The sequence below is a fragment of the Pseudoalteromonas sp. SG45-1 genome (genome assembly GCF_014164135.1).
GTDB lineage: Bacteria > Pseudomonadota > Gammaproteobacteria > Enterobacterales > Alteromonadaceae > Pseudoalteromonas > Pseudoalteromonas distincta.
The window spans coordinates 1-19,957 of record NZ_JACJEP010000019.1; the positions used below are offsets into that span (position 1 = coordinate 1).

18 protein-coding genes are annotated in these 19,957 nt (G+C 39.6%); 10 read left to right on the top strand and 8 right to left on the bottom strand.

Features of this window, described 5'->3' with window-relative positions; translation table 11 throughout:
* Positions 1 to 325 precede the first annotated feature (325 nt).
* The 3 genes from megL to H5117_RS14960 all read left to right on the top strand — a co-directional run bounded on the left by megL (position 326) and on the right by H5117_RS14960 (position 2,924).
* Positions 326 to 1,507: a methionine gamma-lyase gene (megL, locus tag H5117_RS14950; protein ID WP_182716215.1), complete on the top strand. Its 1,182-nt coding sequence runs from the start codon at positions 326 to 328 to the stop codon at positions 1,505 to 1,507.
* Between the two features lie 237 nt (positions 1,508 to 1,744).
* Positions 1,745 to 2,542, top strand: a complete 798-nt coding sequence (gene phhA, locus H5117_RS14955; protein ID WP_002958327.1) for a phenylalanine 4-monooxygenase — start codon at positions 1,745 to 1,747, stop codon at positions 2,540 to 2,542.
* A 37-nt stretch (positions 2,543 to 2,579) separates the two neighbouring features.
* Entirely contained in the window at positions 2,580 to 2,924 is a 345-nt protein-coding gene (locus H5117_RS14960) for a 4a-hydroxytetrahydrobiopterin dehydratase (protein WP_002958326.1), read from the top strand.
* Positions 2,925 to 2,985: 61 nt separating this feature from the next.
* Here H5117_RS14960 and H5117_RS14965 read toward each other — a convergent pair whose 3' ends face one another.
* From H5117_RS14965 to map, 8 genes are all read right to left on the bottom strand, one after another.
* Positions 2,986 to 3,423: a hypothetical protein gene (locus H5117_RS14965; RefSeq protein WP_182693128.1), complete on the bottom strand. Its 438-nt coding sequence runs from the start codon at positions 3,421 to 3,423 to the stop codon at positions 2,986 to 2,988.
* Positions 3,424 to 3,431: 8 nt separating this feature from the next.
* Entirely contained in the window at positions 3,432 to 5,792 is a 2,361-nt protein-coding gene (locus H5117_RS14970) for a hypothetical protein (RefSeq protein WP_182738540.1), read from the bottom strand.
* Positions 5,792 to 6,472, bottom strand: coding sequence for an ABC transporter ATP-binding protein (locus H5117_RS14975; protein ID WP_182682336.1), 681 nt, complete (start codon positions 6,470 to 6,472; stop codon positions 5,792 to 5,794). Before H5117_RS14975 ends, H5117_RS14970 begins: the two co-directional genes overlap by 1 nt.
* A gap of 13 nt (positions 6,473 to 6,485) precedes the next feature.
* Positions 6,486 to 7,724 (bottom strand): efflux RND transporter periplasmic adaptor subunit, encoded by a 1,239-nt coding sequence (locus tag H5117_RS14980; protein WP_182738542.1) that lies wholly within the window; start codon positions 7,722 to 7,724, stop codon positions 6,486 to 6,488.
* Between the two features lie 405 nt (positions 7,725 to 8,129).
* Positions 8,130 to 8,981 carry a DUF2971 domain-containing protein gene (locus H5117_RS14985; RefSeq protein WP_182696047.1) on the bottom strand — a complete coding sequence of 284 codons (852 nt, stop codon included), beginning with the start codon at positions 8,979 to 8,981 and terminating at the stop codon, positions 8,130 to 8,132.
* A 157-nt stretch (positions 8,982 to 9,138) separates the two neighbouring features.
* The gene (gene dapD, locus H5117_RS14990; RefSeq protein WP_002958324.1) at positions 9,139 to 9,966 is read right to left on the bottom strand and encodes a 2,3,4,5-tetrahydropyridine-2,6-dicarboxylate N-succinyltransferase; all 828 of its coding nucleotides are present in this window, start codon (positions 9,964 to 9,966) and stop codon (positions 9,139 to 9,141) included.
* A gap of 9 nt (positions 9,967 to 9,975) precedes the next feature.
* On the bottom strand, positions 9,976 to 12,594 hold the full coding sequence (gene glnD, locus H5117_RS14995) for a [protein-PII] uridylyltransferase (RefSeq protein WP_002958323.1): 2,619 nt from the start codon (positions 12,592 to 12,594) through the stop codon (positions 9,976 to 9,978).
* Positions 12,595 to 12,624: 30 nt separating this feature from the next.
* A complete protein-coding gene (gene map, locus H5117_RS15000; RefSeq protein WP_002958322.1) occupies positions 12,625 to 13,410 on the bottom strand; it encodes a type I methionyl aminopeptidase in 786 nt (261 codons plus the stop codon).
* Positions 13,411 to 13,681: 271 nt separating this feature from the next.
* Between map and rpsB the strand changes: the two genes are divergently transcribed.
* The 7 genes from rpsB to ispC all read left to right on the top strand — a co-directional run bounded on the left by rpsB (position 13,682) and on the right by ispC (position 19,957).
* Entirely contained in the window at positions 13,682 to 14,410 is a 729-nt protein-coding gene (rpsB, locus tag H5117_RS15005; protein WP_024596499.1) for a 30S ribosomal protein S2, read from the top strand.
* 104 nt (positions 14,411 to 14,514) lie between these two features.
* Complete coding sequence (tsf, locus tag H5117_RS15010; RefSeq protein ID WP_002958320.1) at positions 14,515 to 15,366, top strand: translation elongation factor Ts; 852 nt, start codon at positions 14,515 to 14,517, stop codon at positions 15,364 to 15,366.
* Positions 15,367 to 15,524: 158 nt separating this feature from the next.
* A complete protein-coding gene (pyrH, locus tag H5117_RS15015) occupies positions 15,525 to 16,274 on the top strand; it encodes a UMP kinase (protein WP_024596498.1) in 750 nt (249 codons plus the stop codon).
* Positions 16,275 to 16,323: 49 nt separating this feature from the next.
* Positions 16,324 to 16,845 carry a ribosome recycling factor gene (gene frr, locus H5117_RS15020; RefSeq protein ID WP_206013162.1) on the top strand — a complete coding sequence of 174 codons (522 nt, stop codon included), beginning with the start codon at positions 16,324 to 16,326 and terminating at the stop codon, positions 16,843 to 16,845.
* Positions 16,846 to 17,089: 244 nt separating this feature from the next.
* Positions 17,090 to 17,869, top strand: coding sequence for an isoprenyl transferase (locus H5117_RS15025; RefSeq protein ID WP_024596497.1), 780 nt, complete (start codon positions 17,090 to 17,092; stop codon positions 17,867 to 17,869).
* A gap of 19 nt (positions 17,870 to 17,888) precedes the next feature.
* Positions 17,889 to 18,755: a phosphatidate cytidylyltransferase gene (locus tag H5117_RS15030; RefSeq protein WP_024596496.1), complete on the top strand. Its 867-nt coding sequence runs from the start codon at positions 17,889 to 17,891 to the stop codon at positions 18,753 to 18,755.
* Complete coding sequence (ispC, locus tag H5117_RS15035; protein ID WP_154903577.1) at positions 18,752 to 19,957, top strand: 1-deoxy-D-xylulose-5-phosphate reductoisomerase; 1,206 nt, start codon at positions 18,752 to 18,754, stop codon at positions 19,955 to 19,957. Before H5117_RS15030 ends, ispC begins: the two co-directional genes overlap by 4 nt.

Here is a 19,957-nt window from a genome sequence, read left to right on the forward strand (position 1 = left end):
TAGGTAAGGGGCGTGAGCAGGACGCGGAAGCTTTGCTCGGTTTTTACTTATTCTTACATGGATGTAAGCCATTAGAATAACGCAGGAGCAGTTATCGAGCCCACTAGGTTACAAACCTCGCGCCGCGATTTAATCTTCCTTGGATTGAACAAATTTCAATCCGCAAAGGTCAACACGCCCTGGTGGCAATATTTGTGTACAAACGTGCGCTGCACGGTTTTTGCACAAATAGCCATCTGAGCATCCGGCATGCTTGCTGTTTGTAGGCGCATACGTTTTGATTGTTGAATCGCAAAAACATAATAATCAAAAAAATGAGCCTACAATGAGCAAGCATCATATAAACACCCAGTGTATTCACGGACCACAAAAAGCAAACGACCCGCACGGCGCACTCACTTCTCCTTTGTATCAAACCTCTACCTTTCATTTTGAAAATGCCGCACAAGGTGCTGCGCGTTTTGCAGGCGACGAACCTGGCTATATTTATACGCGCTTAGGAAACCCTACAACCACAGAGCTTGAACAAAAAGTTGCTCAACTAGAGAGCTGTGAAGCAGCAGCTGCAACCGCAACAGGTATGGGGGCTGTATCGGCCTCAGTACTGAGCTTTTTATCGCAAGGAGATCACCTTGTTGCCTCAAGTGCTTTATATGGTTGTACCTTTGCGTTTTTCTCGCATATGTTGCCGCGCTGGGGAATCGAAGTCACTTTTGTTGATATGACCAACGAGGACGAACTACGCGCTGCCATCAAACCTAATTCAAAAATGATATTTGTAGAAACGCCAATCAACCCCACTATGGCGGTTATTGATTTGTCACTGATTGGCGCAGTTGCTAAAGAACACAATTTAATTAGTGTGGTCGACAACACCTTTTTAACGCCGCTACTGCAATCGCCCAAAAAATACGGCATCGACATTATAATGCACAGTGCGACCAAGTACTTAAACGGCCACGGAGACGTAGTTGCCGGTATTGTATGTGGATCGCTTGAGCACATAACACACATTAAAATGACCGTACTAAAAGACATTGGTGCAACCATAAGCCCGCACGATGCATGGCTAATTAATCGAGGCCTAAAAACACTCGCTATTAGAATAGAGCGCCATTGTCAAAGCGCACAAACTATAGCGCAATATCTAGAAGCGCATCCACAAGTAAGCACCGTATATTACCCGGGGCTTAAATCGCACCCAGGTTATAAGTTTATTGGTAATCAAATGAAAGCCGCTGGTGGTGTTATTGCGTTTGAAATAAAAGGCACGCTACATGATGGCGCTCAATTTATTGATAGTATGAAACTTTGTACACTTGCAGTAAGCCTCGGTGACGCAGAAACACTGATTCAGCATCCTGCATCTATGACTCACTCGCCTTATACGCCAGAGGAGCGAGCTGCCGCTGGAATAAGTGATGGGCTGATCAGACTCTCGGTTGGGCTTGAAGATGTTAACGACATTATTAGTGATTTAGACCAAGCTTTTACTAAAATTGGTTAGGTGTATTTAATTGTATACACTTAAAAATAAACTGCAGGCCTTTATTAAAGGGCCTGTATTTTTAATGTGCCATGAGTGTAATTTTAAATTTACGATCTAAGTGATCACGCTAAATACTGATGTTAGCCTATCTATTAAACTTTTCTTCACTTTTGCATAGTATGGGGTCATTCGATATTCAACAGGTTTGAGTATCACACTGACACCGATTTAGGGCTCACACCCAAGAAGGTACTTATGGCTAAAGCAAGTAAATACACATCCAAAACACCAGACGAAAATGGTGTTATACACTGGAGTGATGAAGAAAATAAAATTTGGTCTGAGCTTGTAGCGCGCCAACTTGCATGCATTGAAGGCAAAGCCTGCAACGAGTACATGCAAGGGTTAAAAAAGATTAACCTGCCGCACGACCGCATTCCGCAGTTAAGCGAACTAAACGAAGTATTGTTAGCCACTACCGGTTGGCAAGTTGCACCAGTACCTGCGCTTATCGACTTTGATGAGTTTTTTAGATTACTGGCAAACAAGCAGTTTCCGGTAGCTACATTTATTCGTAGCCGCGAAGAATTTGACTACCTACAAGAGCCAGATATTTTTCATGAAATATTTGGCCATTGCGCCATGCTAACTAATCCTGACTTTGCCGAGTTTACACACAAGTACGGGCAATTAGGTTACGCAGCGCAGAAAAAGGACCGTGTATACCTTGCGCGTATATACTGGTTTACGGTTGAATTTGGTTTAATGCAAACCGAAGATGGCCTGCGTATTTACGGCGGCGGCATTTTATCAAGCCCAGGGGAGACTCAGTATGTATACTCAAATACGCCAGAAATTAGCCCAATGAACGTGCTTGATGTACTGCGTACGCCGTACCGTATTGATATTATGCAACCACAGTACTACACCATAAATTCGATTCATGATCTGTTTGATATATCGCAAATGGATATTATGACTTTGGTTGAGCGAGCTAAAGAGCTTGGTTTGCACGACCCAAAATTTCCACCAAAAGAAAAATTAGCCAGTTAAACATTAATGCTAAAAAAGCTAAAAGTAAGGATTTAGAATGTCTTCATTAAGTGCACAAAAATGCGAAGCCTGTCATGTAGATGCGCCAAAAGTATCTGACGAAGAGTTAGCACAATTAATTACTAAAATCCCAGACTGGGTACCAGAAGTACGTGACGGCATTATGCAGCTTGAGCGAGTTTATAAATTTAAAAACTTCAAACAGGCTATCGCGTTTACTAACAAAGTAGGCGACATGGCAGAAGACGAAGGCCATCACCCAGGTTTATTAACCGAGTGGGGCAAAGTAACCGTTACATGGTGGAGCCATTCAATTAAAGGCCTACACAAAAACGACTTTATTTGCGCAGCTAAAACAGACGACGTATTTAACGCGCTGTAAACTTTTTAAAGGTTTAACCTTCGCAACAAAAAGCCCGCTAAAGTTATTTAGCGGGTTTTTTTTATATACTGTTGTCACTGGCATTTATAGAAATTGAATGAACCTTTAGCTGCTTGTCTGAAAACTTACTTTTAAGCATGTCGATGGTTTTTTCTTGTTGCCTACAAGGCGGACAAGGGCCTACATCTTCATCTATTGAGGTGTAAAACAACGTATACTTTTGCTGGGTAAAATCGGGCAATGTTGTTAATAGCTGCTCTAAATTACTTTTAATTAAATCAGAATCAGGATGGCTTTGTTTATTTTTAAAAATGGATAAAATATTTGGTAAATATTTATCAGAGTAATGCATCAACTCGCCTTTGCTGTTAAATAAAAACATTTGCGGTGCGGTATTATTAATGGGCGATTTAACCATTTGGTAATGAGAGAAACTGTACTGCTCAGCGTATGTATTTCCACCATATATAAGTAGTGTAGCTAGTAGTAATTTATACATGCTTATCCTTAAGTTAAGTTATTCCACGAATTGTTAAGTGTTTTTTTAATCTCTATAGCAATAATACATATAACCGCTAACAAAATGACTAAATGCACTGTAAGTATCGTGTTTAGGTCAAAAACGGATTGTTGAAATAAAAAAGTTTGTAGTTTTTCATGTTGGGTGAAAAATAGCGCAATAATAACTATGTGGGTTATCACAAATGCAGTGAAAAATAGCTTTAAAAATAAATAGCATATTTGGTAGCTGCGAGCGCCCATAGCACGTCTTAATGCAAGCTCTGTAGATGATTTAGCAGTAAGCTGTTTAATACTGCTGTAGTTGTATAAAAACGCAGAGAGTAGAAGAATTGAGGAACACACAACGGTAATTATTAGTAATGCATTTCTAGGGGCTTGCTCATTTTTTACTAAAGATGAAAGGGGGGTAAGTGATAAATCGTTAAAGTTAACACTTAATGCTCTTACTGCCGTTTGGAGTTCACTTTCAACTTGTGTGATGGGCGCATGAGTTTTAATTATAATTGTTTCAAAACCTGTCAGGGCACTTATTACATTATATACAGTTGGCTGAACCGGTGTGTCGGCCCCTTCATTATAAATATCATTAACAACGCCAACTACTTTATGTTTTACTTTTCCAGTATCAAATTGGGCTAATAAATAAGCTTGGCTTAGTTCTGTGCCTGCAAAGTATTGATCCCATAAAGCGCTGTTAACGACAATGTTTTGGTACTGTTGCCATTGCACACTTTGCCCAGAAATAAGCTTAGCGCCAATAGTTTTAAAGTAATGCGGGCTCACTCTATGGCTTGCGGTACTGGCGCTTTTAACCGAACTGATAGCTTGTCCGGTAACGGTGTACCATGCACTAAACCCACTGCGATCTGATAGTGGCGGGGCAGAGCTAAGTGATACTTCTTCAATAATGGGCAGTGAATTTAATTGCTGAATTAATTGTTGAGCAGAGTTATTTGCATTAAAGGCCTCGCTAGGTGATTGTGGAAAACTAAAGCTGGCAATTAGAATATTATCTGCATTAAAACCCATACTTTTATTATTTAAATTAATCTGGCTGTAAATAACCAAACTACTAATGTAAACACTTGTAATAGCAAGGCTAGTAAGTAACGAAAGCAATGAGAACACTTGTACTTTTTCGCTTGTTGTTGCACTTTGGCCGCGTCCAATACTGCTGTGTACCCACCTTCGCTGAAAATAACTAAGCGCCGATAAAAAAGTAATAATAACTATGTAAAATACCGCCAGCGTAAATAATGAAAAAGAGCTGCTTAGCTTATTCAGGCTTGGTAATAAAATTGCGCTAATGCGGTCGCTCAGTGGATACAAAACGCACATTACAATAATAAGTAGTAGGCTTGTGAGTGCAATATCAATAATTTGCTGCACAAAAATGTGTGTGTTATTGGCTCCACATAGTTTGCGTATAGTTTCTTCTTGTTGCTTTTTAATTGACTCTGCACAGTAAAATGCACAAAAGGCAATAAAGCTAAATGAGAGTAAAATATAATAAAGTAACTGCAATAAGTTTAGGCGCTTTATTATTTTATTAAAGTGAGTAGGGCTAACGCCAATACCATCACTAAACTTAAGTTCGGTGTTATCAAATATAAACATTTCGTTTTGTAAGTGCTTATTTAGCAAGCTTAAAAAGAGTGTTTTATTTTTAACGTTTCCTAAAATATACGTAAATGTATCTGGGGTCAGGCTACTTTCTTGAGGCAAAATGCGCTTGAGTTGCGAGTAAGAAATAAGGAGTTTAGGTTCATAGGCACGTTTAAAGCTTTTAAACTCTTTTGGCATTACAGCAACAATGTTTATGCTTTTATTATTAACAGCAAGCTGTTTGCCAATAATATCAGTGACACCTTTAAAATGAGTATGCCAAAACGAATAGCTAATGGCGGCACTTAGTGCGCTGCCTTGTTTTGGGAAATCTAGCTTCTCAAAGCTGCCTAAAGCAGGAATGATACCTAATTGTTTATAACCCCCCGATATAAAGCTTACCTTAACAGGCTCGCTATCATGATTAACCGAAAGCTTTAATGATAAATCAATAGAGCGTTCAAAAACGCCGACTAAATCTTGGTGCAATAAGGTTATTTCATCAAAAATGTACTCATCAACGGGTAAGTCATTTTGAGTGTCACTTAAGTAAACTTGTTTAATGTTGTGGATGTTATTTATTGCCGTGTGATCGGCTGATAAAAACTGACTATGAATATTATTTATATTTAAAATTAAACACAAAGGAATACTCAGCAACAAACAGCTAAGCCATAATTTAGTATTTTGCTTAGCATATTTTAGCCAGTTTAAGGTCAGATCAGTAATTAAGTTCAGCATCAAAAACCTTGCGCACTAAGCTGTCCGTCTTGAATATACAAACGCGTTTTTGCTGTTTTAGCATGGTTTTCATCATGTGTTATTAAGCAAATTGTTTTGCCATCGTCGTTTAGCTTATTGAGTAACTGATATATTTGTTCGCTATTACTCGAATCTAAATTACCCGTTGGCTCATCGGCTAAAATAATAGAAGGCTCATTTATTAATGCTCTAGCAATAGCAACTCTTTGTTGTTGCCCGCCTGACAATTGGCTTGGCTTTCTATCAATAAATTCAAGCATATTTACTTTATTAAGCGCAGCTTCTACTTTTTTTTGGTAATCCTTCCTAGGCACCGATTTGTTGTAACTGAGTGGCAAAGCCACGTTATCAAATACGCTTAAATGATTTAATAAATTAAAGTTTTGAAATATAAAACCAAGTTCTCTGTTTTTAATGGCTGCAATAGAGTCGGGTGTTAAGTCTGCTGTGTTAGTGCCTAAAATAGTGTATTGCCCTTGGCTAGGTAAGTTTAGTAAACCTAAAATAGAAAGTAGGGTACTTTTACCACTGCCAGAAGTACCAGTTATTGCAATGTAGTCACCACTGTTTATTTTAAAACTTACAGCTTTGAGGGTATCAATTTTGGTATTAGGGTATTGATAAAAAATATTATTAAACTCTATTAACGGATAACTCATAACTGACACCTCATTAAAATACTTCTTTCAAATCAAGGTAACTTTGAGTGGCATAAGCTGCTGGTAGTAATAAAACATAGTTACCTTGTAGCGACTCATCAAAGCTTAAAGTGTCTTGCTCAGTCGTTTTGTAATTTATATGAGTAAGAATAGCTTTGCTGGAGGGCGTTATTTCATATACTTTCCACAGACTGTAGTTATCAAAATCATTCGGTTTTTTAATGTTTTGAGCTACTAAAGATTGCTCCAAATAAATATGAGCTTCTATTGCTTGGCTGCTTCTAAGCCATGATGGAGGGGAAGCGTCTAATACTAAAAATACATTAATAGCGCCATTTCTTATTACCGTATCAATATAATCAACCTTAGCTGCAATTGTGCCACTGGGTGTAACTATGTCTGCTTTTTGGCCAATTTTTAACTGAGTGGATGAATACTGAGGGACTTGTATTTTAGCCAGTAAGTTGTCGGTCTCTATTAACTCAAACAGCGATTGCCCTTGAGTAACCGCTTGACCTAATTTAGCTAAGCTTTGGCTTACGGTACCGTCAAAGTTTGCTGTGAGTGTTAGTTGCTCTTGACGCCTTTGTAAATAGCTAAGTTTGTTTTTTGAGATGTTTACTTTGTTATCAAGCGCAATTAATTGCTGATCAAATGCCTCTTTAAATAGACTAAGTTCACCATTTTTGGCATTAACTTCAAGTTCACTTTGCTTGTAAAGCATTTCGCTTTGCTTAAAGCGAATTGCAGAAATAATACCTTGTTCCATTAAGACTTTATTAGCATTTAATTCAAGCGCTTGCTGCTGCAATGCCATTTTAGCTTTTGATAAGTCGACTTTAATTTGCGAGAGCTTAATTGCTAAATTACTTTTATCAATAGCTACTTGGGATTCTAAATTAAGCTGCTCATAACTCGCATTATGTATATCTTGTTCCAATTCGTAGTTAGTTAGCTTTGCTAATACTTGGCCTTTTTTTATAGCTTGCCCTTCACGAATTGTAAGTGTGTTGATATTGCCTTTTAGCGGCGCAGACAAAAGCTCTCTTTGTGTAGGCTCTATTGTACCAATCCCTTTTAATACATTGGGTAATGATACTTGAGAGACTAATATTGGCTTTAAATAACGTTCAGGAATATCATTTGAGAAAAGTAGTATCTTAATTAAATAACCCAAAGCCAATAACAACAATAAAGCCGCAATAGCGATAGGGTATCTACTTTTTTGTTTAACGATTAAATACTCTTCCATTAGTACAACCTACTTGTGCTTTTGTTATTTTAAAATGTGGTAAACGCTGTTTTAGTTAGGATTTTTATTTTCCTTAAGTAAAGGGTGTAAGGGTAAGCTAGCTGAGTAATATTTTTTAGCTGGCAGTTAATGGTTTGATTTATCACCAACTCCGTTCCCAAAACACATTCAGTTATATCACCACTAAGTTAACTATGTAAATTTTATTTTAATGGAATTTGGTGGAAGAAAGGTTTGATTATCTTGTTTGTTGATGAAGCAGGGCAAGGTAATTACTACGTTGCTACATAAAAGCACTTTTTTTATAAGTGATCTTAGGTTTAGGGGGGTATTGCTAACAATGAGCAGTAGCTCGGGATTAATTTTATCGACGTAGGAAGGGTTGAGTGAAACGAAACCCAACGGTTATCTGAAAGTTGCCTTTGAACTTAAAACTTTAGGCTTATATGGGTTAGTATCAACTCCTAACTCGTAGAGTTTTTTATTAAAAAATAAATTGTCTAACATATCATTAAAGACGGGGTCATTAGCTGCAAATTTACAACACGGTCCAAGTATAATTGTGTCAATTATATTTATTCGAAAACTTACTTCAAGATAGCTTTTAATAAAGCCATTAGAGTTTATGAATTTCACATCTTGAGGTGGTGGCAGTTTTTCAATGAAAGAAACTAACCTTACTTCACCTTCGTCTATAAAAGCCTCATTTTTACCTGTTGTTATAAATGCGATAAAGTTATCAAGAAAGTTACTTCTAGCCTCAAATTCAAATTGATCACTATCAAAAGTTGAGGCTAATTTTAATAAGTTTTGTGCTTCTGTGTTTAATTCTCCTTGTTTGTAAACGCAATTCCCAGCAATGCGGTAAGTATTATTTAGACAGTGTCGTAATGCTGATAAATTGATACTAAAACATATTCCTGTACCGTTATCTGCATATCCCCGCCACTGGCTTAAAGAATCTGGGTTTTTACTAAAGCTCATTATATGTATATAGTGATTTTCAATATGCTTTTTGAAAAACTTAATATTTTTAATGCCTTTATTAAACCCTTCATTTGAAATATTTAATTTTTTCATTAGCTCAGGTTTTTGTTTTTCTAAATTTAAAAGAAGATTAATATTATGATCTATCTCTGTATAGTCATTCATTGCTCTTGCGTCGCCAAACCGAAAGGTTCTGCTATTCACAATAGAGATAAAAGCATCCAAAGATGTGTAGTGATAGACTAGCTCGTTACTTTCTTCAGTATCCATATGATCAACTCTCCATTTAATAATAGAAAACGTTCAGATAACAAAAAAAGCTCTAGACCCAAAGGGCTTAGAGCTTTTCTATATACAATTAAAGTTTAGCTAAAACACTTAACTTAAAAGTATCGTTGGGTTTCGTTTCCCTCAACCCAACCGACTGTTACTCATCAATTGAGCGTAGTAGGGCGTTGATGCCTACTTTTTCACGTGTTTGTTTGTCTACTTTTTTAACGATGATTGCAGCGTAAAGGCTGTGGGTGCCATCTTTTGACGGTAGTGCGCCTGGAACAACTACTGCCCCTGCTGGTACGCGGCCGTAGTGAATTTCGCCGGTTTCGCGGTCATAAATACGAGTGCTTTGGCTGATGTAAACGCCCATTGAAATTACTGCGCCTTCTTCAACAATTACGCCTTCAACAATTTCAGAACGTGCGCCAATAAAGCAGTTGTCTTCAATGATAGTTGGATTAGCTTGTAGAGGCTCTAAAACGCCGCCTATGCCTACGCCACCTGATAAATGTACGTTCTTACCAATTTGTGCACATGAGCCTACAGTCGCCCATGTATCAACCATGGTGCCGTCGTCAACGTATGCGCCAATATTTACGTACGATGGCATAAGTACGACGTTTTTACCTACAAAGCTGCCTTTACGTGCTACTGCGTTTGGTACTACGCGCATACCACCTTGCTGAAATTGCTCTGGCGTGTAGTCGCTAAATTTAAGTGGTACTTTGTCGTAAAACTGGTTTACGCCGTCGTTCATTGGTTGGTTGTCGCGAATACGAAACGACAGTAAAACGGCTTTTTTAAGCCACTGGTGTACAACCCATTCACCTGATATTTTTTCAGCAACGCGTGCTGCGCCGCTATCAAGCAAATCAAGTGCATCAATAATGGCTTGTTTTACGTCGCTTGATACTGTGCTTGGGCTAATACTATCGCGGTTGTCCCATGCGTTTTCGATCATCGTTTTTAAATCTGACATGTGTGTCCTCTATTCTGTTTCGGCGTTGAATTTTTTACGTAATGCCTGATGAATTTTTGCTTGCTCTTCATCAGTCAGCGCTTGGTATTCGTTATTAGATACAACAAAGAAATCCTCTGCACGTTCACCTACCGTTGTAATACGGGCAGCGTGAATGTGTAGTAAATGCGCTTGGAAAACTTCGGCTATTTTGGTTAGTAAACCTTGTATATCGACGGCTTGAATTTCTATTAAGCTACGGTCTTTGCGTGCATGTGGGCGCAACACAATTTTAGGTTTAATATTAAAATCTTTAAAGCGTTGAGAGCGGCTCTTTTTAAAGCGAATTTTTTTACGCGGATCGCTAAGTGCTTGCTCAAGCCCGCGTTTAATTGATTGCGCTCGACCACTTGCAATAGGGTCGCCACTTACTTCAAGTATTACAAAGCTAAACAGGACGTAACCATCTTTTGTGGTCAGTACTTGCGCGTGCTGTATTTGTGCTTTTTTAGAGCCAATTACACTCACTAATCTCGCAAAAAGCGCACCAGAGTAGGGGCTGTATACAAATACTTGTGTACCCCCATGCATTGCTTTGTTAGATACAATGACACTGGGTTGGCTTAAATCGGTGCTAGTTAATAAATGCTCACTTTGCCACGATATTTGCTGTTCGCTAAAGGCGGTAAAGTAGTTGGCTTTAAAGCGACTCCAAATTAAATCAATTTTATTCTCAGGGTAACCTAAGTTGAGTAGACGTTGTTTAGCTTGGTGCTTTTTATCGCGAATTTGGTCGCGCTGATCCATTGGGTTTTCAAGCCCTAAGCGTAATGCGCGCTGCGTGTGCAAGTACAATTCACGCAGTAGGGTGTTTTTCCAATCGTTCCATAAGTTGTCGTTGGTTGCACGGATGTCGGCAACGGTTAAACAATATAAATAGTCGAGTTGGCGCTCTGTTTTAATACGTGTTGCAAAGTCTTTTATTACAGCAGGGTCGTTAATATCTTTACGCTGCGCGGTAACCGACATAAGTAAATGGTTACTTACAAGCCATGCTACTAATTTTGCGTCAGAGGATGAAAAACCATGTAGTTTAGCAAAGGCTATAGCATCAACAGCGCCAAGTTCTGAGTGATCTCCCCCTCGTCCCTTAGCAATGTCGTGAAATATACCGGCTAAATAAAGTAGCTCTGGTTTGTCCATTCGAGTGACTATTTCACTACAAATAGGAAACTCGCTAATGCCAGTTTTATCAAAGTATTCGTAAATATTTTTGATTAATTTGTGAGTATGCTCATCTACGGTGTAGGCGTGAAACAAATCGAACTGCATTTGTCCAAATATATTACGCCACTGCGGTAAGTAGGCGGCAAGCATGCCGTGTTTGTGCATTAACGTAAATGCGCGGCCCATACCATTAGGGTGTTTAACTAAGCGTAAAAAAGCTTCACGACAGGCTGCATAATCTTGTAAATCCCCCAATAAACGGCGGCGTACTTGGCGGATTGTACGAATAGTGCTTGGGTAAATATGCGTTATTGCAGGGTTGTCTGCTATGTGCTCAAACAATACAAAAAGTTGGTCACGTCTAAAAAATACAGATGGATCTTTTACGCGTATTTGATGGCCCACTTGCTCAAAGTTTCTGTCGAGTACTATCACCGTTTTTTCACTACTTTCGGGCATGATACTTTGCTCAAAGTATGAAAGTAGCATTTGGTTAAGTTCGCGCACGCGGCTCATTATTCTAAATAAGCGCTTCATCATACGCTCAACAGAGGCTTTACCGTCGCTACCAAAACCTAAAATTTCGGCGGCTTGTGGTTGATGATCAAACAATAAGCGGTTTTCAGCCCGACCTGCGGCTAGATGCAGTGCAAAGCGAATATTCCATAGGTTCTCTAGGCACTCTGAAAGCTCTTGAAACTCTTCATGGGTTAAGTAGCCGTGACTTATTAACTCTTGCAGGGTTTCGGTTCTAAAGTGCTTTTTTGCGACCCAAATAATGGTTTGCAAGTCGCGCAGGCCACCGGGGTTTTCTTTAATGTTTGGCTCAAGATTATACGCGGTGCCATGGCACTTTTTGTGACGTAAGTTTTGTTCTTGAACTTTGGCAGTAAAAAACTCACCGGAGCGCCATACGGGGGTTTCTAGAATATGCGTTTTGAGTTTTTCAAACTCAATATGATTACCAAAAATAAGGCGGCTTTCGAGTAAACTGGTGGCAAAAGTAACGTCTTCACGTTTTTGCTCAATGGCTTGTTCTATCGTGCGCACGCTGTGGCCAATCTCTAAGTTGAGATCCCATAGCATGGTGACAAACTGGCCTATTTTTTCGCATATTTCTTCGCTTGGTGGTTTAGTTACAAGCAATAAAAAATCGATGTCGGAGTAGGGATGTAGCTCGCCACGTCCGTATCCGCCTACTGCTATTAGTGCTAAATCAGGTTCGCGCGCTAAGTCGTAAACATGAAAAAGCTTAATTAGTAGGCGGTCAATAAACTCAGCCCGGGCATTAATTAAATTCCCAACCGGTTGTTTAGAAAATTCGTTATGTAACCATTTATAAAAATAGCTAGAACAATCGCGATAATCACTAAGTTGCTCTGCATCGCTGAGCAACTTTTTTACTTTGTTGGGTAATGCCACGTGGGCTGGCTCCTAATTTCTTATTTATTATTAGTGTTCTATGATCCTGTCGATAGTATCATCTGATCGTAGCGTTAAAATTTCAACACCATTTTCAGTCACTAATAAAGTATGTTCCCACTGTGCAGACAAGCTGCGGTCGCGAGTTACTACAGTCCAATCATCTTTAAGTAGCTTACATTGGCGTTTACCCGCATTAACCATTGGTTCAATTGTTAAGCACATGCCCGCTTTTAAAGTTTCGCCAGTACCCGCTTTACCGTAGTGCATTACTTGTGGTTCTTCATGAAATCCTGCGCCAATACCGTGGCCGCAATATTCACGAACAATAGAGTAATTAAAACTTTCTGCATATTTTTGAATAGCAGAGCCAATATCACCTAAGCGCACACCTGGTTTTACCATTTTAATAGCAAGGTATAAGCTTTCTTGTGTTACTTCTGCAAGACGCTTAGCTTGGATGTTTGGTGTACCAACGTGGAACATTTTAGAAGTATCGCCGTGGTAGCCATCTTTAATGACAGTTACGTCAATATTTACGCTGTCGCCTTCTTTTAATGCTTTGTCATTTGGAATTCCGTGACAAATAACATGATTAACTGACGTACAAACTGATTTTGGAAAGCCATGATAATTTAACGGAGCAGGGATTGCTTGTTGCACATTAACAATATAATCATGACAAAGTGTATTTAGCTCATCGGTGGTAACACCCGGCACTACATGAGGGCCGATCATTTCAAGTACATCGGCCGCTAAGCGCCCAGCTACGCGCATTTTCTCTATTTCTTCAGGGGTCTTGATAATAGCGCTCATTGAGGCTCCAAAGTTGAGTTTCTAACATTTATCGCCGAACAAATTTTGCACGCGACGTTGAGTATTTAATTTTAATATGGTATAAAGCGCGCCGTCTTTTTACAAATAAATTCTTAAATGATTTTTTGTATTTAAGGCAAACACAATTTTATTTTAACACACACACGTATCGTCACATACACTTGGGTGCATTTGAAGTTTAATTACTTCGGTGTTGGTGCTATGGGATATGTGGAGGCCTAACCCTAAACAACTATAGAGGATCTATAAAATGGCAAACGTTTCAATGCGCGATATGCTTCAAGCTGGTGTTCACTTTGGTCACCAAGCACGTTACTGGAACCCTAAGATGAAGCCTTTCATCTTCGGCACACGTAACCGTGTACATATCATCAACCTTGAGCAAACTGTACCAATGTTCAACGACGCACTTAAGTTTTTATCAAGTGCTGCAGCTAACAAAGGTAAAGTTCTTTTCGTTGGTACTAAGCGCGCAGCAAGCGACGCAGTTAAAGCAGCTGCTTTAGAAAGCGATCAGTTCTTCGTAAATCACCGTTGGTTAGGTGGTATGTTGACTAACTGGAAAACTGTACGTCAATCAATCAAGCGTCTTAAAGACCTTGAAGTACAAAGCCAAGACGGTACTTTCGAGAAATTAACTAAGAAAGAAACGTTAATGCTTAACCGCGAAATGGAAAAGCTTGAAAAGAGCCTTGGTGGTATCAAAAACATGGGCGGTCTTCCAGACGCGCTTTTCGTTATCGATGCTGACCACGAGCACATTGCTATCCGTGAAGCAAACAACCTAGGTATCCCTGTTGTTGCAATCGTTGATACTAACTCTAACCCAGACGGCGTTGATTACATCGTTCCTGGTAACGATGATGCTATCCGTGCTGTAAGCCTTTACACTAGCGCTGTTGCAGCTGCTATCACTGAAGGTCGCGAGAATAACATCGTTGCTCAAGCTGAGAAAGACGATTTCGTTGAAGCTGAGTAATTAGCTATCATCAAGTCTTCATCTTTTTAAGGTGAAGACTTGTTATTCTTGTAGAGCGGGTAACCCGCTTATCTAAACCAGATTTCAGATTTGAGGATTTACTAATGGCTGTAACTACTGCCCTAGTTAAAGAATTACGCGAGCGCACAGGCGCTGGCATGATGGATTGTAAAAAAGCGTTAACTGAGACTGATGGCGACATCGAGTTAGCGATTGAAAACATGCGTAAAAGTGGCGCTGCTAAAGCTGCTAAAAAAGCAGGTAACATTGCTGCTGAAGGTACTATCATCATCAAGCAAAACGCTGGTGTTGCAGTACTAGTAGAAGTTAACTGTCAAACAGACTTCGTTGCAAAAGACGTAAGCTTTTTAGCATTTGCTGATAAAGTTGCTGAAGCTGCAATTGCTGACACTCTTACTATCGAAGACTTACAAGCTAAGTTTGAAGAAGACCGTGTTGAGCTAGTAACTAAAATTGGCGAAAACATCAACGTACGTCGTCTGCAGTACATCGCTGGTGAAAACCTAGTTGAGTACCGTCATGGCGACCGTATCGGTGTTGTTGTTGCAGGTGTTGCTGATGAAGAAACACTTAAGCACGTTGCAATGCACGTTGCTGCTTCACGTCCAGAGTACTTAACTCCTTCTGACGTACCAGCTGACGTTGTAGAAAAAGAAAAGCAAGTACAAATCGAAATCGCGATGAATGAAGGCAAGCCTGCTGAAATCGCTGAGAAGATGGTTGTTGGTCGCATGAAAAAATTCACTGGTGAGGTTTCTCTTACTGGTCAAGCTTTCATCATGGAACCTAAAAAATCTGTTGGCGATATTCTTAAAGAGAAAAATGCAACAGTTACTGGCTTTGTACGTGTAGAAGTTGGTGAAGGTATCGAGAAGAAAGAAGAAGATTTTGCTGCTGAAGTTGCTGCTCAAATTGCAGCTGCTAAAGGTCAGTAAGATTAACTATTTGTGATGCAAAAGGAAATTAGATGCAATTAAAGTACTATTTGGTTTTGCTTCACAGCTAGAAATTCTTTAAAATAACCGCGCTTTTATGTTTAACATAAGCGCGGTTATTTTTTATCCATAATTCAATAAAAGTTGGCCCCTATACTATGACTATCAATCGCAAACCTATTTTCAGACGTGTTCTTCTCAAATTAAGTGGTGAAGCTTTAATGGGAGACGAAGGCTTCGGCATCGACCCTAAAGTTTTAGACCGTATGGCACAAGAAATTAAAGAGCTAGTAGAGCTTGACGTAGAAGTGGGTTTAGTTATTGGTGGAGGTAACTTTTTACGCGGTGGTTCACTTGCAGAAGCAGGTATGAACCGCGTAGTAGGCGACCACATGGGTATGCTTGCAACGGTTATGAATGGCCTTGCAATGCGTGATGCGCTACACCGTGCATTTGTAAACTGTCGCTTAATGTCGGCTATTCCGCTAAATGGTGTATGTGACGCTTATAACTGGGCTGAAGCAATTAGTTTATTGAAAACTGGCCGCGTTGTTATTTTTGCAGCAGGCACCGGTAACCCATTTTTTACTACCGATTCTGCAGCGTGTTTACGCGGTATCGAAATTGAAGCGGATACAGTAATTAAAGCGACTAAAGTGGATGGCGTGTACAGTGATGATCCTGTTAAAAACCCAGAAGCGACGCTTTACAGCCACTTAAGCTACAATGAAATCATTGAAAAAGAATTAAAAGTTATGGATTTAGCGGCATTTACTCTAGCCCGCGATCACAATATGCCATTGAGCGTATTTAATATGAATAAATCAGGCGCGCTAAAACGCGTAATTATGGGTGAAGAAGAAGGAACACTTATTTCTTCACAAGCCTCAGATGAAATAATCAAATAATTAGGATTAAACCGTGATTAACGATATTCAAAAAGACGCGCAAGCGCGCATGCAAAAAAGTGTAACTGCACTAGGTAGCCAATTATCTAAAATTCGTACTGGCCGTGCACATCCTGCAATCCTAGATGGCATTATGGTGTCGTACTACGGTGCACCAACGCCTTTAAACCAAGTTGCTAACGTAACAATTGAAGATTCTCGTACACTTGCTATTGGTGTATTTGATAAGTCTTTAGCGCAAGCTGTTGAAAAAGCAATTATGGCGTCTGACTTAGGTTTAAACCCTATGTCGGCAGGTACTGTTATTCGTGTACCTCTTCCTCCACTTACAGAAGAGCGTCGTAAAGACCTAATCAAAATTGTACGTGGCGAAGTTGAAGGCGGTCGTGTTGCTATTCGTAACATTCGTCGTGATGCTAATGGCGATGTAAAAGGTTTATTAAAAGATAAAGAAATATCTGAAGATGAAGCGCGTCAATCAGATGATGCGATTCAAAAACTTACAGATAAGTTTATCAAAGAAATGGATACTCTATTAGCTGCTAAAGAAGCAGAGTTAATGGAAATCTAAGTAAGTCCCTGTTTATCTTTTGAGGTTAAATTTGCAGTAGTGTGTTTGGCTTTAAGGCAAGGCAGAGCCTACGTAGTGTGGTTATTACTCATTATTAGGCGATAGCAATGCATAAAATCTAAAAACGCGCTGCCCAAAGGGTTCTGCCTAGATTGAATAAATTACAATCCTGAAAGGTAGACAGGACCTATTAAAATTATTAGTTTTGAAACGCCGTCTAGGGTATACTAGGCGGCGTTTTTTTATGGAATACTCGATATTTATGGTTCTAGATGCTGACACAATTTCACAGCAATGTTTACCCAAACATGTTGCTATCATCATGGATGGGAACGGACGTTGGGCACAAGCTAGAAATAGACCTCGTGTGTACGGGCATAAAAAAGGCGTAGACGCAGTTCGTCAATCTGTTCAGTTTTGTACTAAATTAGGGATACAATCGCTAACCTTATTTGCTTTTAGTAGTGAAAACTGGCGCCGCCCTGAAGACGAAGTAAACACTTTAATGGAGCTTTTCTTATTTGTTTTAACAAAGGAAGTTAAAAAGCTTCATAAAAACAATGTAAAACTGACCATTATTGGAGACTTATCACGATTTTCTGAAGGATTACGTAGCAAGGTAGACGCTGCGCATAAGCTGACTGAAAATAATACCGGATTGCGCTTAAATGTTGCAGCTAATTACGGTGGTCGTTGGGATATGGCTAACGCGGCTAAACAACTTGCTTTGCAAGTTGCGCAAGGCACACTCAACGCAGAAGATATTACAGAAGAGCGCTTAGCACAGCATATGAGCATGGCAGATCAGGCAGAACCTGATTTACTTATTCGCACTGGTGGCGATGTTCGTATTAGTAATTTTTTACTATGGCAAGTTGCTTATGCAGAACTTTACTTTACCGAAACACTTTGGCCTGATTTTAATGAAGCAGCATTTGCTGAGGCTATAGCGTGTTACGTTGCCAGAGAGCGACGTTTTGGTTGTACGGGCGAACAAATAAAACAATTACTCGCTCAAACCTAAATAGAATAAGGGTCACATTTTGTTAAAACAACGAATTTTAACCTCACTTGTGCTTGCACCATCGGCATTAGCTTTGGTTTTTTATACACCGCTTACGTTATTTAGTTACTTTGCCGGTGCAATAGTATTATTAGGCGCATGGGAATGGTCTGCGTTTATGGGTTTATGCGATAAGCTCAAACGTGGTGCTTTTGTTGTATTGATTGCAGCCTTACTTGGCCTGCTTAATTTACATTGGCCTATTGAATCACTATGGGAAAGTGGCAAGCTAGTAGGTGATGCGAATTACTTATTTACGCTTTCGTTTGCTTGGTGGATTGTTGCTAGTTATTTAATTTGGCGCTATCCAGAGATGGCTAAAGCGTGGAATGAAGGTCTAGTAATGCGCGGCATTGCAGGTTTATTAACACTTGTGCCGTTATGGCTTGCACTAAATACGCTGCGCAGTGCGCAATATGCTGAATCAACACATTTTGGCTCTGTACTTATTTTAGTCGTATTGGGTATTGTGTGGAGTGCAGACGTTGGTGCTTATTTTTCAGGTAAGAGCTTTGGTAAGCATAAACTTATGCCAAAAGTGAGCCCTAATAAAACAATTGAAGGGTTAGCAGGCGGTGTAGTCGCTTCTATCATTTTTGTTTTAGCATTTTGTCACTTTACCGATGTTGATTTAGGTGTTTGGCCTATCTACGCGATAATGACTGCATTTATTGCATTGTTCTCTGCGGTAGGTGATTTACTTGAAAGCATGTTTAAACGTGAAGCTGGTTTAAAAGATAGCGGCCGTTGTTTACCTGGGCACGGCGGTATTTTAGATCGCATTGACAGCTTAACGGCTGCAGCTCCAATGTTTGTAATGTGCTATGCGTGGACTCTTAGTTTATGAGCCAAAAGCAATTGCTGGTTATTTTAGGCGCAACAGGTTCAATTGGTTTAAGTACACTAGATGTTGTATCGCGCAATAAAGAGTTATTTGATGTTTTTGTTTTAGCTGCAGGGCAAAACGCAAAAAAAATGGCTGAGCTGTGTATTGAACACGAACCACTTTATGCGATTATGGCTACCCAGCAAGCCGCTGAGCAGTTATCTGCTTATTTAGCTAATACACCATGCCAAACGCTTGTTATGCACGGCGAGCAAGCAATGTGCGACTTATGTGCTCACCCAGATGTTGATGTCGTGATGTCGGCAATTGTAGGTGCCGCTGGTTTACTGCCAACATTAAGTGCAGTAGAAGCAGGTAAAAAAGTACTCCTTGCTAATAAAGAATCGTTAGTTATGTCAGGTCAGTTGTTTATTGATAAAGTTAAACAACATAAAGCGACCTTGCTGCCAATTGATAGCGAACATAATGCTATTTTTCAATGTCTACCTTCTTCGTTACAAAGTGCCAAAGGCGATCAAAATTTACAGCAACATGGCGTAAGTAAAATTTTGCTTACCGGTTCTGGTGGCCCGTTTTTAACGCGCGATATAAACACACTAAAAGATGTAACTGTAAGTGAAGCCGTGGCGCATCCTAACTGGTCGATGGGTCAAAAAATATCAGTAGACTCGGCCACTATGATGAATAAAGGCTTAGAGTTTATTGAAGCTAAGTGGTTATTCAATTGCGACACCAGTGATATAGACGTAGTGATTCATCCACAAAGTATTATTCACTCAATGGTGCAATATCATGACGGTTCTATTTTAGCGCAAATGGGTAACCCTGATATGCGCACGCCAATTGCCCATGCACTTGCATACCCTGAGCGAATTAATGCAGGCGTTAAACCGTTAAACTTCTCTGATATATGTGATTTCTCATTCACCAAGCCTGACTTTTCTCGCTATCCAAATTTACAATTAGCGATTGATGCGTGTAGTGCAGGGCAGGGCGCGACTACAACGGTTAATGCTGCAAATGAGATAGCAGTAAGTGCATTCTTAAACGGTAAAATTGGTTTTACTGATATATACAAAATAAATGCACAAACGCTTGAATCTGCAACGTATACCAATGTACAAAGCTTAGATGAAATTTTAGAGTGCGATAAATTAGCGCGTATTAGCGCTTCAGAATTTATAACAAAAGTGGCGCATTAA

Coding starts and splice junctions, on each gene's coding strand:
- megL (WP_182716215.1), top strand. CDS start 326: ATGAGCAAGCATCATATAAACACCCAGTGTATTCACGGACCACAAAAA.
- phhA (WP_002958327.1), top strand. CDS start 1,745: ATGGCTAAAGCAAGTAAATACACATCCAAAACACCAGACGAAAATGGT.
- H5117_RS14960 (WP_002958326.1), top strand. CDS start 2,580: ATGTCTTCATTAAGTGCACAAAAATGCGAAGCCTGTCATGTAGATGCG.
- H5117_RS14965 (WP_182693128.1), bottom strand. CDS start 3,423: ATGTATAAATTACTACTAGCTACACTACTTATATATGGTGGAAATACA.
- H5117_RS14970 (WP_182738540.1), bottom strand. CDS start 5,792: ATGCTGAACTTAATTACTGATCTGACCTTAAACTGGCTAAAATATGCT.
- H5117_RS14975 (WP_182682336.1), bottom strand. CDS start 6,472: ATGAGTTATCCGTTAATAGAGTTTAATAATATTTTTTATCAATACCCT.
- H5117_RS14980 (WP_182738542.1), bottom strand. CDS start 7,724: ATGGAAGAGTATTTAATCGTTAAACAAAAAAGTAGATACCCTATCGCT.
- H5117_RS14985 (WP_182696047.1), bottom strand. CDS start 8,981: ATGGATACTGAAGAAAGTAACGAGCTAGTCTATCACTACACATCTTTG.
- dapD (WP_002958324.1), bottom strand. CDS start 9,966: ATGTCAGATTTAAAAACGATGATCGAAAACGCATGGGACAACCGCGAT.
- map (WP_002958322.1), bottom strand. CDS start 13,410: ATGAGCGCTATTATCAAGACCCCTGAAGAAATAGAGAAAATGCGCGTA.
- rpsB (WP_024596499.1), top strand. CDS start 13,682: ATGGCAAACGTTTCAATGCGCGATATGCTTCAAGCTGGTGTTCACTTT.
- tsf (WP_002958320.1), top strand. CDS start 14,515: ATGGCTGTAACTACTGCCCTAGTTAAAGAATTACGCGAGCGCACAGGC.
- pyrH (WP_024596498.1), top strand. CDS start 15,525: ATGACTATCAATCGCAAACCTATTTTCAGACGTGTTCTTCTCAAATTA.
- frr (WP_206013162.1), top strand. CDS start 16,324: ATGCAAAAAAGTGTAACTGCACTAGGTAGCCAATTATCTAAAATTCGT.
- H5117_RS15025 (WP_024596497.1), top strand. CDS start 17,090: ATGGAATACTCGATATTTATGGTTCTAGATGCTGACACAATTTCACAG.
- ispC (WP_154903577.1), top strand. CDS start 18,752: ATGAGCCAAAAGCAATTGCTGGTTATTTTAGGCGCAACAGGTTCAATT.